Raw genomic sequence first — 14,030 nt, forward strand, 5'->3', positions numbered from 1 at the left:
TCGTGCTGCAGCGTGCGGTCATCCTTGCGCGCTGCGGCCAACCCCGACTCGAGAATCGGAGAGTAACAATGTCCGAGAACCAGCTTTATCACGGCATCATTTCCGGCGACCGCCGCCGCAGCTTCGACGAAGTGAACGCGCGTGTCGCGACCATCGCCGGCGGCCTGCAGGCGCTCGGCGTCAAGCCCGGCGACTGCGTCTGCGTACTGATGCGCAACGACATCGCCTTCATGGAAGCGGTGTATGGCGTGATGACGCTCGGCGCCTATGCGGTGCCGGTGAACTGGCATTTCAAGCCGGAGGAAGTCGGCTACATCATCGGCGATTCCGCCACGCGGGTGCTGATCGGCCACGCCGACCTGTTGCACAGTGTCGCCTCCGCGATTCCGTCCGACCTCACGGTGCTCAGCGTGCCGACGCCGCCGGAAGTGATCGCCAACTACAAGATCGCGCCGGATCATCTGTCGCCACCGGCGGGTGCGATCGATCTCGACGGTTGGCTGGCACAGCAGAAGCCGTATGACGGCCCGGCGCTGCCGCAGCCGCAGAACATGATCTACACCTCCGGGACCACCGGCCATCCGAAGGGCGTCAAGCGGTTCGCGCCGACCCCGGAGCAGGCAGCGCATGCCGAAAAGATGCGTGCGACGATCTACGGCCTCAAGCCTCAGGTGCGCGCGCTGTGTCCGGGCCCGCTGTATCACTCCGCCCCGAATTCGTTCGGCATCCGCGCCGGCAAGCTCGGCGGCGTGCTGGTGCTGATGCCGCGCTTCCACCCCGAGGAATTCTTGGCGCTGGTGCAGGAGCACAAGATCGACACCGTGTTCATGGTGCCGACGATGTTCATCCGGCTGATGAAGTTGCCCGCTGAGGTGCGCGCCAAGTACGACGTCTCGTCGCTGCGCCATGTCATCCACGCCGCGGCGCCATGCCCCGCCGACGTCAAGCGCGCGATGATCGAGTGGTGGGGGCCGGTGATCTATGAGTTCTACGGCTCGACCGAATCCGGCGCGGTGACGTTTGCGACGTCCGAAGACGCGCTGAACAAGCCCGGCACCGTCGGCAAGATCGCGCACGGCGCCGAACTGAAATTCATCGACGATGACGGCAACGAAGTGCCCCAGGGCGAGATCGGCGAGATCTTCTCGCGGATCGCCGGCAATCCGGATTTCACCTATCACAACAAGCCGGAGAAGCGCGCCGAGATCGACCGTGGTGGCTTCATCACCTCCGGCGACGTCGGTTATGTCGACGACGACGGCTACGTCTTCATCTGCGATCGCAAGCGCGACATGGTGATCTCCGGCGGCGTCAACATCTATCCGGCCGAGATCGAGGCGGCGCTGCACGCCGTGCAGGGCGTGCATGACTGCGCGGTGTTCGGCATTCCGGATGCGGAGTTCGGCGAAGCGCTGATGGCGATGCTGGAGCCGCAGCCGGGCGTGACGCTCGACGAGAGTTTCATCCGGTCGCAGCTCAAGCTGGCGCTGGCCGACTACAAGGTACCCAAGCACATCAAGATCATGCCGGAGCTGCCGCGCGAAGATTCGGGCAAGATCTTCAAGCGCCGCCTGCGCGATCCGTATTGGGCGAATGCAGGCCGGGTGATCTAGCAGGCGGTTCTGTCATTGATGGAATGAGGACGGCGCGTCGCGCCGCCTCCCCATAAGGCTCCGCCGTTTGCGCGTTGGCAACGGAGCCCCAAGTTCACCGACACAGGACGAGTCTAGCTCGCGGCGCTCTTGCGTTCAGGGCCGGCCTCGTCTTCGACCGGCTGGTGATCGGCGCGGCTGAGGGCGGCGCGGACCAGGCGTGCCAGATCGGCTCGGCGGAACGGCTTCGATAGCAGCAGCACGCCGGGATCGAGCCGGCCGTGGTGCATGATCGCATTCTCGGTGTAGCCCGAGGTGTACAGCACCTTCACCGGCCGCAGCCGCGCCACCGCGTCGGCGAGCTGGCGGCCGTTCATGCCGCCCGGCATGATGATGTCGGTGAGCAGCAAATCGAACGGCGTGCCGCGCCGCACTTCCGCCAGCGCTGCGGTGCCGTCCGCGGCCGGGATGGTGCGATAGCCGAGGCCGCGAAGCTGCGCGAGTGCGAAGTTGCGGACCAGTTCGTCGTCTTCCACCAAGAGAATGGTTTCGGTGCCGCCTTCGATCGGCGTGATCGAGGGCAGGGCATCGACGTCGGAATCGGCGCGGGGCAGGTACAGCCGGATCGTGGTGCCGTGCTGTTCCTCGCTGTAGATCTGGATGTGGCCGTTCGACTGTTTGACGAAGCCGTACACCATGCTCAGGCCGAGGCCGGTGCCCTTGCCGACACTCTTGGTGGTGAAGAACGGCTCGAACGCTTTCTCCAGCACGTCGGGCGTCATGCCGGCGCCGGAGTCGCTGACTGCGATCATCACATAGCGGCCCGGCTTCACCTCGGGGTGATGTTCGGCGTAGTCGTCGTCGAGCATCACGTTGGCGGTCTCGAACAGCAGCTTGCCGCCGCCCGGCATCGCGTCGCGGGCGTTGACGGCGAGGTTGAGCAGTGCCGACGAAAGCTGTGACGGATCGATCAGCGCCGGATCGACCGCCGGATCGAGCCGGACGTCGATGTCGATGTGCTCGCCGATGGTCGGCCGCAGCAGCTGCTTGATGTTCGACACCACGGTGTTGACATCGATGTTGCGCGGCTGCAGCGGCTGCTTGCGGGCGAAGGCGAGCAGCTGACGGGTGAGGTCGGCGCCGCGCTCGGCGGCCTGGTCGATCATTTTCGCGATGGTGACGAGGTCGGGCCGGTCGGCCAGCTCGTCGAGCAAGATCTCGGCGGTGCCGCTGATCACCGTCAGCATGTTGTTGAAGTCGTGCGCGACGCCGCCGGTGAGCTGACCGATCGCCTCCAGCTTCTGCGACTGGTGCAGTCGACGCTCGGTCTCCTTCAGCTCGGAGACATCGCTGAACACCACCACGGCGCCGCTGATCGTGCCGTCGGCCTCGCGGATCGGGCGCGCGTTGCCGGAGACATCGACAATCTTGTCGCTGCCGAGCACATGGACGACGAACTCGAAGCGATCGATCGGCTCGCCGCGCATCGCCCGCCGTCCGGGACGCTGATCGACCTCGAGCGGCGTCACGCCGTCGGCGAGAAACGACTCGACCGAGGTCTCCCAGGTCGGGCCCGTGATCCCGGTGGGCGAGGTGCGCAGCGCTACCGCGGCGGGGTTCTCATAGACGATCACCCCTTCGGTATCGACCAGCAGGACGGCCTCGGCCATCGCATTCATGATCGATTCGAAAATCTCCTTCTCGCGGCGGAGCGCCGCGGTCTTCTCGCGCGACTCCTGCATCGTCGAAGAGAACGCCTGGGCCAGCACGCCGATCTCCCCGCCGGCGTCACGCGGCAGCGTCAGCGGCCCGCCGCCACTGAGGCTTTCGACCGCACGGGTCATCTCCGACAGCGGCCGCGCCAGGCTGCGGGCGAACGCTACCGCCAGCACGATCGCCACCAGCACGGCGAAGCTGCCACCGACAAGGGTGGACTTCCCCCACGCCAGCATCGGGCCGCGGATCATGTCGTGCTCGGCGATCGCTTCGACCAGCGCCAAAGGCGTCTCGGTGCCGGCGTTCATCGGCTGATAGGCGACGCCGAACCGGTCACCATTGCGGCTTTCGATCACGGCCGGAGTCCAGCGGTCGTTCGCCAGCGCCCCGGCGAGCCCGGGAAAATCCTGCTCCAGGGTCGAGGGAAAGCCGATCGCCAAGCCGCCTCGAGGGGCGTCCGGGTGGAACAGGTAGTGTCCCTTGTCGTCGACCACATAGATCTTGGACGCCGCCAGTACCGGATCTTTCAGCCGCTCGAACGGCCTTCTCAGATCGATCGTCGCGGCCAGAACGCCGAACCGCGCGCCATCGTCACTGAACACTGGGGTGACGACGCGAATGATGGGACGCAGCGCCGGTGCGTCCTGCTGTGCAGCTTTGGCGGACGGCTCCTCGATAGGCTCGAACTCGACAGTCGAGATCAACATCTCGCCGTCTTTGGCCGACATGCCGAGCTCGATAATCTCGCGGCCGCCCGCGAATGCTAACTGGTCATCGGGAACGATACGAATCTTGCCGTTGGCCAGACGTTCGACACGGACGATGTCGCGGCTCTGGTCGGCGACGCCGATCAGCCGGTAGCGTGCGAAGTCCGGCTTGTTTTCCAGTTCCAGCGCGAGGCGGCGGCCGATGCGTTCACGCCACTGCGGCAGGCTTTCGCCGCCGGCGACGATTTTCGACCGGTCGAGACTGAGCTCGATCAGCTCGTCAATGCCGATAATGTGGCGGAAGCCCATCAGATCGGCAGTGGCGCCGTTGACGAGGTGAGACAGCTCGCGCGCCTGCCAGCCTGCATTGGCGTCGAGCCCGGCTAGGGTCCGCTCGATCGCCACCGGCGCAATGTTGCGATAGCCGAGATAGCCGACCCCGATTGCGGTCAGCATTGCCGTCGACATCACCAAGATCGCCAGTCTGGTCGAAAGCGTCAGCCCCTTGCGCAACGTCTCACCCTCCTAGGTTGTAACCCTAGGCATGGCTTCGGCAGCGCCGCAACGATGCGAGGCAAATAAGCTAAGTTTTCTTTGGATAGTTACAGAGTTGTGAGTTCCTGTGGCGGGAACCGGGAATTAGCAGCGACGATTTTGGTATCTAAATCCAGATCAGCGAGTGGGCGGATCGGACAATTCAGCAAGTAGTGCGTTCTCGGCCTGACTGTGGCTGTGTTCCTTGTGACGCAAGAGATGAAACGCGCGATGCGGCAGATCGAACCGCTGGCTGTGCAACGTGCCGGCGGCCAGTGACGGCGCGGCGACGAGCGCAGAGATCGCGGTGGCGCAGTCAGAACTTTCGACTGCGGCGCGGACCGCTTCGTTAGACGGCAATTCCAGCCGCACATCGAGATCGGACAACGCCAGCCCGCTGCGTTGCAGCGCGGCCTCGAACATCGCGCGCGTGCCCGAGCCGCGTTCGCGCAGCACCCAGCCGGTGGTGGTGAGCTTGGCGGTCGTCAGCCGCGGCAGCGTGCACCACGGATGGTCGCGTCCGACCACGATCACCAGATCATCGCCGCCGATCGGCGTCGTGTTCAGCAGCGGATCGTCGACCTCGCCTTCGACCAGGCCAAGATCGGTGCGGCCCTCCCGCACCGCCGCGGCGACCTGTTCGGTATTGGCGATCGTGAGCTGCAGCGTGATGCCGGGATAACGCTGCCGGAAGCGCAGCAGCCGCTGCGGTAGCCAGTAGTTGCCGACGGTCTGGCTGGCGGCGACGCTGAGCGAACCTCGCTTCAGTCCGGCGATGTCGTCAAGCGCCTGTGCGGCGGCGCGAGCGCGGGCAAGCACGGCGCGGGCTTCGCCGAGGAAGTCGCGACCGGCTTGCGTGAGCACGATGCCGCGGCCGACGCGGTCGAACAGCTTGACCCCGTGACGTGCTTCCAGCGCGGCGATTGCCGCGCTGGTGGCCGATTGGGTGAGGTTCAGTCCGCTCGCGGCGCGGGTCATGTGCTGCTGTTCGGCGACGGCGATGAAGATGCGGAGCTGTTCTAGTGTCATCCGTGCCATCCTGTGAGTTTGATCAGCATCAGCGAGAAGCCGGCGATGAACAGCGACGCGGTGAGGCCGAGCAAGGCGGGGCGTAGGCCGCGCGCGGCGAGTTTGCGCAGGTCGGTCTCCAGTCCCATAGCCGCCAGCGCCATCGACAAAAGGAAGCCGGTGATCGCCACGATCCAGCTCTTGGCCTCGTGCGGGATGGCGACGAACTGGTTGACGCCGATCATCGCCACGAAGCCGAGCACAAACCAGGGCATCGGCGGCGCCGCGCCGCGGTCGCTGGCGGGCAGATGCTTGGCGCGGAAGCGGGCCAGCATGCCAAGCGCGATCACCAGCGGCGCCAGCAGCATCACCCGAGCCAGCTTGGCGATGGTGCCGAATTCACCGGCGCGCTGGCCGCCCTGGAAGCTTGTCGCCACGACCTGGGCGATCTCGTGGATGGAGGCGCCGCTCCACAGCCCGAAGCCGTGAGCATCGAGATTGAACGCCGCCTGCAGCAGCGGGTAGCCGACCATTGCCAAAGAGCCGAACACGGTGACGCAGGCGACCCCATAGGCGACGTCCTCGTCGTCGGCGCGGGTCACGGTGTTGGTGGCGATGATCGCAGAGGCGCCGCAGATCGATGTGCCGGCGGCGATAAGCTCGGCGAGCTTGCGGTCGACGCCGAGCACACGACCGAACCACACCGTAAAGCAGAAGGTGGCGAGCAGCGTTGCGGCGATGATCGCAAGGCCTGCGCCGCCGACCTCGATCAGCTGCGCGGTGGTGAGCTGCAGGCCGAGCAGGATGATGGCGAAGCGCAGCACTCGCCGCAGGCTGAACTTGACCCCCGGCACCGCCCAGGACGGCGTGCCGATGGCATTGTGGCCGACGATGCCGATCAGGATCGCCAGCAGCATCGGGCTGATGCCGGGCATGCCCGGAATGGCATGCAGGCCGACGGCGGCGGTTGCGATTGCGGCGGTCACCGCCACCCCTGGGGCGATCGCCGCGAGATGCTGTCCAAGGTGGGCGGCACGAGGGTGGTGGGGGTGCGGGTTCGGCTTGGCATTTGTGATCAGGCTCATGGATCGGCTCCTTGTTGGCCAATCCATTGCGGTTCCAGACTCATCAATCAAACAGATTGTTCTGTTTAAAGCAATCGATTTAGATGATTAATCTCCCAAGTGCCCGCCTAAAGCAGAGTTCCTTCTCTCTGGAACCGCCGCTGCACCGGATCGTTGCCAAGGTGTGACGCGTGCGGACGCCGGTTGGCAGCTTGCTTACCAAAGCGGGAGATCCGCCCCAGGACGTCACAGCGCGTCCGCGGGTTCCATGCTACACAGGGGCACGCTGGAGGGGATCGATCATGACAGACCTGCATTCAGACCCGTCGCGTGCGAAATGGCATTCCGGCATCGGCGGCTTCGTTGCCACCGAGTGGCCGTATCTGTTGATGCTGCTGTTGGCGCTGTTCGGGGTCGCTTACACCAGCTTCTCCGAAACCAGCATCTACTGGGTGATCCTGGCCCCGTTCATCGGCCTGGTCTGCGTGGTGTCGCGCTGGCGTGAAGCCCGCGCCGCCGATCAGCACGTCTATCTGGTGGTGTCGCAGGTGCTGCATTGGGGCGCCGTGCTGCTGACCATGGAATTGATGTCGCTGCAGGTGACGCGCCAGCTCAGCGGGCTTGCCGCTGCGCTCGGCGTGCTGACCCTGCTGGCGCTCGGCACCTTCACGGCCGGTTTGCACATCCGCGCCTGGAAGATCGCGGTGGTCGGCGTCATCCTTGGCGTCAGCGTCCCGGCGATCGCCTTCCTGCAGCAATCGGCGCTGCTGATCCTGCTGGTGATCGGCCTGATCATCGCCATCGTGGTACCGTTCGTTTGGGCCAAGCGCCGGCCCGCGCCGGCTTCGGAGCCGCTGTTCCAGCCGCCGTTCACCCGCACCACCACGCCGCCGACCTCGGCCAGCGCGCGGCCGGTGCCGCAGCCGCCGCTGTACGAAACGCCGGTCGCGGCCCCGATGCCGGTCGCCCCGCCACCGGCCCCGACGCCCAGCGCTGCCGAGCCGGCCTCGCCGCCGCCGCCGGACAGCGACACGCCGCCGGACAACGTCCGCAACATCTCGGGCGCGCGCTAACTACGCTTCGACCGGCCCGCGCCACGTGTACCGCCGATTCTTAATCTTGCGTGCGGTGCACAAAATCCTTCAGGATACCGATCTGATCCTGGAGTGCTGCGATGTCGTCGTTGAACCTGTCCGCCGGTGCCGAGCCGGTTTCCGAACGTCCTGACGACGCGGCCGCGATCGAGGCCGAGACCCGGCTGCGCAACGACATCCGGCTGCTCGGCCGGATCCTCGGCGACACCGTGCGCGAGCAGGAAGGCCAGACCGTGTTCGATCTGGTCGAGAACATCCGCCAGACCTCGATCCGCTTCCATCGCGACGACGACAAGACCGCGCGCGCCGAGCTCGAAGGCATCCTGGACGGGATGTCGATCCCCGACACGATGCGGATCGTTCGCGCCTTCAGCTATTTTTCGCACCTCGCCAACATCGCCGAGGACCAGAACAACATCCGCCAGATGCGCGCCGGCTCGACCGCGGGCTCGGCGCCGCGCGCCGGACTGCTCGCCAAGACGTTGGCGCACGCGCGGCAGGAAGGGATCAGTGCGGCGGAGCTGCGCAAGTTCTTTGCCACCGCGCTGGTCAGCCCGGTGCTGACCGCGCACCCGACCGAAGTGCGCCGCAAGAGCACGATGGACCGCGAGATGCAGATCGCTTGGCTGCTCGATCAGCGTGATCGCGTTCAGCTCACCGCCGACGAATGGGCCGACAATGAGGAGCGGCTGCGCCGCGCCGTCGAGACGCTGTGGAAGACCAACCTGCTGCGCCGGACCAAGCTGACGGTGCTGGATGAAGTCACCAACGGCCTGTCGTTCTACGACTACACCTTCCTGCGCGAGGTGCCGCGGCTGCACAGTGCGCTGGAAGACCGGCTTGCCGATGCGGCGAAGGCCGAAGGCGTCAACAGCGAAGGCGAGCTGGCGAGCTTCCTGCGGATGGGAAGCTGGATCGGCGGCGATCGCGATGGCAATCCGTTCGTCACCGCCGAGGTGCTGCACGGCACCTTGAAGCTGCAGAGCACGCGCGTGCTGCGCTATTATCTCGACGAGTTGCACGAGCTTGGCTCGGAGTTGTCGCTGGCCTCGCATCTCGCCGGCACCACCGACACCGTGAAGGCACTGGCCGAGACATCGCCCGACACCTCGCCGCATCGCAAATACGAGCCGTATCGCCTCGCGGTGTCCGGCATCTATGCGCGCCTCGCTGCCACTGCGCTCAAGCTCGAGGTCGAGAACCTCCGCGCGCCGGTCGGCGAGGCCGAGCCTTACGCCAGCGCGCAGGACTTCAAGGCCGATCTCGACGCCATCCATCTGTCGCTCACCCAGCACAATTCCGGCGTGATCGCGCGCGGCCGGCTGCGCCAGCTTCGCCGCGCGATCGACTGCTTTGGCTTCCATCTCGCCAGCCTGGACATGCGGCAGAACTCGGCGGTGCACGAGCGCACCATTACCGAGCTGATGGACGCCGCGCGGCCCGGCACCTCCTATGCGATGCTCGACGAGGAAGCGCGGATCGCGCTCTTGATCAGCGAGCTGCGCAGCACCCGGCCGCTGACGTCGATGTTCGTCAAATACAGCGACGAGACCGTGGGCGAGCTCGCAGTGTTCCGCGAAGCCGCGAAGGCGCACGCGACCTACGGGGCAGCGGCGATCCCCCAATGCATCATCTCGATGACCAAGGGGGTCTCCGATCTGCTCGAAGTCGCGGTGCTGCTCAAGGAAGTCGGGCTGATCGATCCGTCGGGGCGCAGCGCCATCAACGTGGTGCCGCTGTTCGAGACGATCGAGGACCTGCAGGCCTGCGCCAAGATCATGGACCGGCTGTTGTCGATCCCGGAATATCGCCGGCTGGTCGACAGCCGCGGCTCGGTGCAGGAGGTGATGCTCGGCTACTCCGACAGCAACAAGGACGGCGGCTTCGTCACCTCGGGCTGGGAGCTGTACAAGGCCGAGATCGGCCTGATCGAGATCTTCGAGCACCATGGCGTGCGGTTGCGGCTGTTCCACGGCCGCGGCGGCTCGGTCGGCCGTGGCGGCGGCCCGAGCTACGACGCCATCGTGGCGCAGCCGGGCGGCGCCGTGAACGGCCAGATCCGCATCACCGAGCAGGGCGAGATCATCACCAGCAAATATTCCAACGTCGAAGTCGGCCGCAACAACCTCGAGATCCTCGCCGCCGCGACGCTGGAAGCGAGCCTGTTGCAGCCGAAGCGGGTGGCGCCGCATCGCGATTATCTCGAGGCGATGGAGCAGCTCTCGGCATTGGCCTTCAAGGCGTATCGCGGCCTGGTGTACGAGACCGACGGCTTCGTCGACTACTTCTGGGCATCGACGGTGATCAACGAGATCTCGACGCTGAACATCGGCAGCCGCCCGGCCTCGCGCAAGAAGACGCGCGCGATCGAGGATCTGCGCGCGATCCCGTGGGTGTTCTCATGGGCGCAGTGCCGGCTGATGCTGCCGGGCTGGTACGGTTTCGGCAGCGCGGTCTCGGCCTGGGTCACCACGCACCCCGAAAAGGGCATCGCCTTCCTGCAAAAGATGTATCAGGAGTGGCCGTTCTTTCGCACGCTGCTGTCGAACATGGACATGGTGCTGTCGAAGAGCTCGATCGGCATTGCCTCGCGCTATGCTGAGCTGGTCGAGGACGTCGATATTCGTGAGCGCATCTTCGGCCGTATCCGCGCCGAATGGCATTCGTCGATCGAGTATCTGTTCGCGATCATGCAGCAGGACCGCCTGCTGCAGAGCAACCCGCTGCTCGAACGCTCGATCCGCCACCGCTTCCCGTATCTCGACCCCCTGAACCACGTCCAGGTCCAGCTGCTGCGCGAACACCGCACCCATGATCCGGACGAACAGGTGCTCCGCGGCGTGCAACTGACGATCAACGGGATTTCGGCGGGGCTGCGTAATAGCGGGTGAGGGCGGGCTGCCGCTGGGATTGGTCTGGGCTCATTTAGCCGGTGGAAAGGCGCGCCTGTTAGATTGGCGGCGATGCTGAAGCGGACGAGTGGCCGCAGACACCGAGGACGTCCACCATGCATTGGCTCTATCTTCTGATCGCGATCGTGGCCGAAGTCGCCGGGACATCGGCGCTGAAGGCGTCGCAGGGGTTTACGGTGCTGTTGCCGTCGGTGCTGGTCGTCGTCGGCTATGGTGCTGCGTTCTATTTCCTGTCGCTGACGCTGAGCAGCATCTCGGTCGGCGTCGCTTATGCGCTGTGGTCCGGGATCGGGATCGTGCTGATCTCGGCGGTCGGCTGGCTGTGGTTCGGCCAGGCCTTGGACACCGCGGCGATGGTCGGCATCGCGTTCATCATCGCCGGCGTCGGCATCATCAATTTCTTCTCGAACGTGTCGGCGCATTAGAGCGCAAGCTTCGCCGGCGCGGGCTCGCCGAGACCCGCGCGGATAATTTCGGCACTGCGATCTGCCGCGTCGCTTCAAGCCGAGCCGAATCGATCCTCCGACTTTGCATCCCGATACCGCGAGCGCTGTATCCCGCTACGGTCTGGTAGAGGGGTAGTTAGTTGCGTGCCAAAAATGTCGGCGCGTGTGCTTAGTTAGTAAGCACGAAGTACGACAGGTCAAACTTTTGTCAGGATGGTGGCCAGCGCACCGATGGCGCTAACTGGTTGGCGACCGACCCTTTCGACGGATCAGGCGATCTCGGGGGCGGTTCGACAATGCGAACGCGCGTTCGCTGTGCCATGCCGGCTCGGCTTCGTTGATTGAATGCCCCGGCGCGCGGCCCGATCGCGGCGGAGAAGGGGCGTCCGATGCTGTATCTTGTCACTCATTATTGGATCTGGCTGGCGGCGGCCTTCGTCGTCGGCGCGGTCACGCCGCTGCTCGCGCAGAAATTCGGTTGGGCGGCCGACCTTGAGAATTACTGGGTGAGCCGGGTCGGCGTCGTGCTCGCCTTGGCGCTGGTGCTGGTCGCCGCGCAACTCGCCTCCGGCAAGGCCGAGCTACTGCTCGAAGCCGGCGTCGGGCTGGTGATTGCTTACTTCGTCGGCGGGCTGGCCGGCGGCATCGCGCCGGGCCTGCTGCCGGTGCGGTTCGAAGGCTGGTGGGTCGGCCTGTTTGCGACCGGGCTGATTTTGGCGGTGTTCGGCATCACCACGCTGCCGAAGCTGGAGCCGGATCTGCGCGAGCGCGTCGCCGACGTGGTGAAGGAAGCCGGCGCCGATCCGCTCAACTTCGACGTCGCCGGGCGCGACGTGCTGTTGCCGGCCGATCTCGGCAGCGACAAGGTGCGGGCCGCACTCGGCGAGCAGATCCTGAAGGTGCCGGGCGTGCGCCGCGTTGCCGATGTCGACGACCTGAGTGGCGCGGCGCTGGCCGCCAAGACGGTGGCGAAGCTGCAGGCTGAAGCCGAGGCGAAGGCCAAGGCGGAGGCGGCCGCGAAGGAAGCCGCCGCCAAGGAGGCTGCTGCCAAGGCCGTCAAGGATGCGGCGCAGAAGCATGCTGCCGCCAAGGCCAAGGCGGACGCCGAAGCGAAGGAAGCAGCCGCGAAGGCCGCCGCTGAAGCTGCGGCCAAGGAAGCTGCTGCAAAGGAAGCCGCAGCCAAAGCCGCGGCGGAAGCGGCCGCCAAGCAGGCTGCTGCCGATGAGGCGGCGAAGAAGGCGGCTGATGACGCGGCCAAGCAGGCAGCCGCCAAGCCGGCCGCTGCGCTCGCGGAGATCAAGACCGCGAACGCCACCGGCGCGCTGCCGGCAAGCCCGGCGCAGGATTGCCAGGGGCGGGTGTCGGCTCTGGCTTCTGCGGAGAAGATCAACTTCGAACGCCGCAGCGCGGTGATCGACAAGGCATCGCAGCCGCTGCTCGACAAGCTTGCCGCCGCGATCAAGCAGTGCCCGGCGGTGACCATCGAGGTCGCCGGCTACACCGACGGCGCCGGCAAGAAGTCCGCCAACATCGCGCTGTCGAAGCGCCGCGCCGAAGCGGTGGTGGCAAGCCTGACCAAGGCCGGGATCGGCTCGGTCAAGCTGGCGGCGGAAGGCTACGGTTCGGCCAAGCCGATCGCCAGCAACGACAGCGCCGAAGGCCGGGCGCAAAATCGGCGGATCGAATTCGTGGTGAAGTAACTCCCCCTCCAAGGTGCTTCACCCGACGGAAAAGCCCGCTGCAAGGCGGGCTTTTCTGTGTGTGCAAACGGCGGGGGCTGTTAGTTCTTCGAGTCATTCCGGGGCGCGAGCGCAGCTCGCCGACCCGGAATCCCGAGTTGGTAGCGACGGCCGGGTGCTCTACAGCTCCGGATTCCGGGTTCGCGCCTAGCGGCGCGCCCCGGAATGACGTGCTGGTGTTTAACCGATCGTCGTCGTGGAGCTGACCGAGTTTACACCGGATCCCAGTTGAAGATGTCGGCGGAGCGGTCGAGCTTGTAGAACGAGCCCTTGAGCGCCGGCATGCCGTGCTCGGCGAGGCTTTCGCAGGTCCAGCCGCCGTCGCGATGCACCGAGCGGATCGGACGCGACTGGCCCATCAGGAAGATCTCGTTCATCCGCACGGCGAAGATCTGGCCGCTGACGTCCTTGGCGGCGTCGCCGAGCAGATACACCGACAGCGGCGCGATCTTCTCCGGGCCCATCTGCTGCATCCGTGCGACGCGGGCCTTCTCGTCCTCGGTCTCGGTCGGGATGGTGCCGATCAGGCGCGACCAGGCGAACGGCGACACGCAGTTGGAGCGGACGTTGAAGCGCTGCATGTCGAGCGCGATCGACTTCGACAGGCCGACGATGCCGAGCTTGGCGGCCGCATAGTTGGCTTGGCCGAAATTGCCGATCAGGCCCGAGGTCGAGGTGAAGTGCACGAACGAGCCGCTCTCCTGCTCGCGGAACAGCCGGGCGGCGGCGTGCGAGACGTAGAACGTGCCCATCAGGTGCACCTTGATCACCTGCTCGAAGGCGTCGATGCTCATGCGGTGGAAGATCGCGTCGCGCAGAATGCCGGCGTTGTTCACCACACCGTCGAGCTTGCCGTAGGTGTCGACCGCCTGCTTGACGATCTTGCTGGCGGGAATCGCCTCGGCGACGGTCTCGAAATTCGCGACCGCGGTGCCGCCTTCCTTCTTGATCTCCTCGACGACCTGCTCGGCCGGCGCGGCGTCGGTGCCCGAGCCGTCGGACGCGACGCCCGGATCGTTGACGACCACCTTGGCGCCTTCGCGCGCCGCGAGCAGCGCGATCTCGCGGCCGATGCCGCGTCCCGCGCCGGTGACGATGATGACTTTGCCGTCCAGTGCCTTGGCCATTGTTTCTTCCTTCTTTGTTTAACTGAGGCGATGCCACTTACTTCAGCGTCATGCGCGGGCTCGACCCGCGCATCCATCCTCTTCGCGAAGA

Annotated in this window: 9 protein-coding genes; 5 read left to right on the forward strand and 4 right to left on the reverse strand. The window is 65.8% G+C overall.

Annotation, left to right across the window (positions count from 1 at the left end; translation table 11 throughout):
- The first annotated feature begins 68 nt into the window (after positions 1–68).
- A complete protein-coding gene (locus RPPS3_RS08830; RefSeq protein ID WP_107343741.1) occupies positions 69–1,613 on the forward strand; it encodes an acyl-CoA synthetase in 1,545 nt (514 codons plus the stop codon).
- A 113-nt stretch (positions 1,614–1,726) separates the two neighbouring features.
- Here the strand turns inward: RPPS3_RS08830 and RPPS3_RS08835 are convergent, their stop codons facing one another.
- The 3 genes from RPPS3_RS08835 to RPPS3_RS08845 all read right to left on the reverse strand — a co-directional run bounded on the left by RPPS3_RS08835 (position 1,727) and on the right by RPPS3_RS08845 (position 6,642).
- On the reverse strand, positions 1,727–4,528 hold the full coding sequence (locus RPPS3_RS08835; protein WP_107343742.1) for an ATP-binding protein: 2,802 nt from the start codon (positions 4,526–4,528) through the stop codon (positions 1,727–1,729).
- A 159-nt stretch (positions 4,529–4,687) separates the two neighbouring features.
- On the reverse strand, positions 4,688–5,578 hold the full coding sequence (locus tag RPPS3_RS08840; RefSeq protein ID WP_107343743.1) for a LysR family transcriptional regulator: 891 nt from the start codon (positions 5,576–5,578) through the stop codon (positions 4,688–4,690).
- On the reverse strand, positions 5,575–6,642 hold the full coding sequence (locus RPPS3_RS08845) for a YeiH family protein (RefSeq protein ID WP_107343744.1): 1,068 nt from the start codon (positions 6,640–6,642) through the stop codon (positions 5,575–5,577). The genes RPPS3_RS08840 and RPPS3_RS08845 overlap by 4 nt, the downstream gene beginning before the upstream one ends.
- A gap of 281 nt (positions 6,643–6,923) precedes the next feature.
- Here RPPS3_RS08845 and RPPS3_RS08850 point away from each other — a divergent pair, with 281 nt between their 5' ends.
- The 4 genes from RPPS3_RS08850 (at position 6,924) to RPPS3_RS08865 (ending at position 12,773) form a co-directional block, all read left to right on the forward strand.
- On the forward strand, positions 6,924–7,694 hold the full coding sequence (locus RPPS3_RS08850; protein ID WP_107343745.1) for a hypothetical protein: 771 nt from the start codon (positions 6,924–6,926) through the stop codon (positions 7,692–7,694).
- A gap of 101 nt (positions 7,695–7,795) precedes the next feature.
- Positions 7,796–10,606 (forward strand): phosphoenolpyruvate carboxylase, encoded by a 2,811-nt coding sequence (ppc, locus tag RPPS3_RS08855; protein ID WP_107343746.1) that lies wholly within the window; start codon positions 7,796–7,798, stop codon positions 10,604–10,606.
- 116 nt (positions 10,607–10,722) lie between these two features.
- Positions 10,723–11,052: a DMT family transporter gene (locus RPPS3_RS08860; protein WP_107343747.1), complete on the forward strand. Its 330-nt coding sequence runs from the start codon at positions 10,723–10,725 to the stop codon at positions 11,050–11,052.
- Positions 11,053–11,462: 410 nt separating this feature from the next.
- The gene (locus RPPS3_RS08865; protein ID WP_107346514.1) at positions 11,463–12,773 is read left to right on the forward strand and encodes an OmpA family protein; all 1,311 of its coding nucleotides are present in this window, start codon (positions 11,463–11,465) and stop codon (positions 12,771–12,773) included.
- 251 nt (positions 12,774–13,024) lie between these two features.
- On the opposite strand, the gene RPPS3_RS08870 is transcribed toward RPPS3_RS08865, so the two are convergent.
- Positions 13,025–13,939, reverse strand: coding sequence for an SDR family NAD(P)-dependent oxidoreductase (locus RPPS3_RS08870; RefSeq protein ID WP_107343748.1), 915 nt, complete (start codon positions 13,937–13,939; stop codon positions 13,025–13,027).
- Positions 13,940–14,030 lie beyond the last annotated feature (91 nt).

The organism is Rhodopseudomonas palustris (genome assembly GCF_003031265.1).
In the GTDB taxonomy this organism is placed as follows: Bacteria; Pseudomonadota; Alphaproteobacteria; order Rhizobiales; family Xanthobacteraceae; genus Rhodopseudomonas; species Rhodopseudomonas palustris_H.

What these genes read in the sequence shown, in the direction of transcription:
- RPPS3_RS08830 (WP_107343741.1), top strand. Translation starts at nt 69, where the DNA reads ATGTCCGAGAACCAGCTTTATCACGGCATCATTTCCGGCGACCGCCGC.
- RPPS3_RS08840 (WP_107343743.1), bottom strand. Translation starts at nt 5,578, where the DNA reads ATGACACTAGAACAGCTCCGCATCTTCATCGCCGTCGCCGAACAGCAG.
- RPPS3_RS08845 (WP_107343744.1), bottom strand. Translation starts at nt 6,642, where the DNA reads ATGAGCCTGATCACAAATGCCAAGCCGAACCCGCACCCCCACCACCCT.
- RPPS3_RS08850 (WP_107343745.1), top strand. Translation starts at nt 6,924, where the DNA reads ATGACAGACCTGCATTCAGACCCGTCGCGTGCGAAATGGCATTCCGGC.
- ppc (WP_107343746.1), top strand. Translation starts at nt 7,796, where the DNA reads ATGTCGTCGTTGAACCTGTCCGCCGGTGCCGAGCCGGTTTCCGAACGT.
- RPPS3_RS08860 (WP_107343747.1), top strand. Translation starts at nt 10,723, where the DNA reads ATGCATTGGCTCTATCTTCTGATCGCGATCGTGGCCGAAGTCGCCGGG.
- RPPS3_RS08865 (WP_107346514.1), top strand. Translation starts at nt 11,463, where the DNA reads ATGCTGTATCTTGTCACTCATTATTGGATCTGGCTGGCGGCGGCCTTC.
- RPPS3_RS08870 (WP_107343748.1), bottom strand. Translation starts at nt 13,939, where the DNA reads ATGGCCAAGGCACTGGACGGCAAAGTCATCATCGTCACCGGCGCGGGA.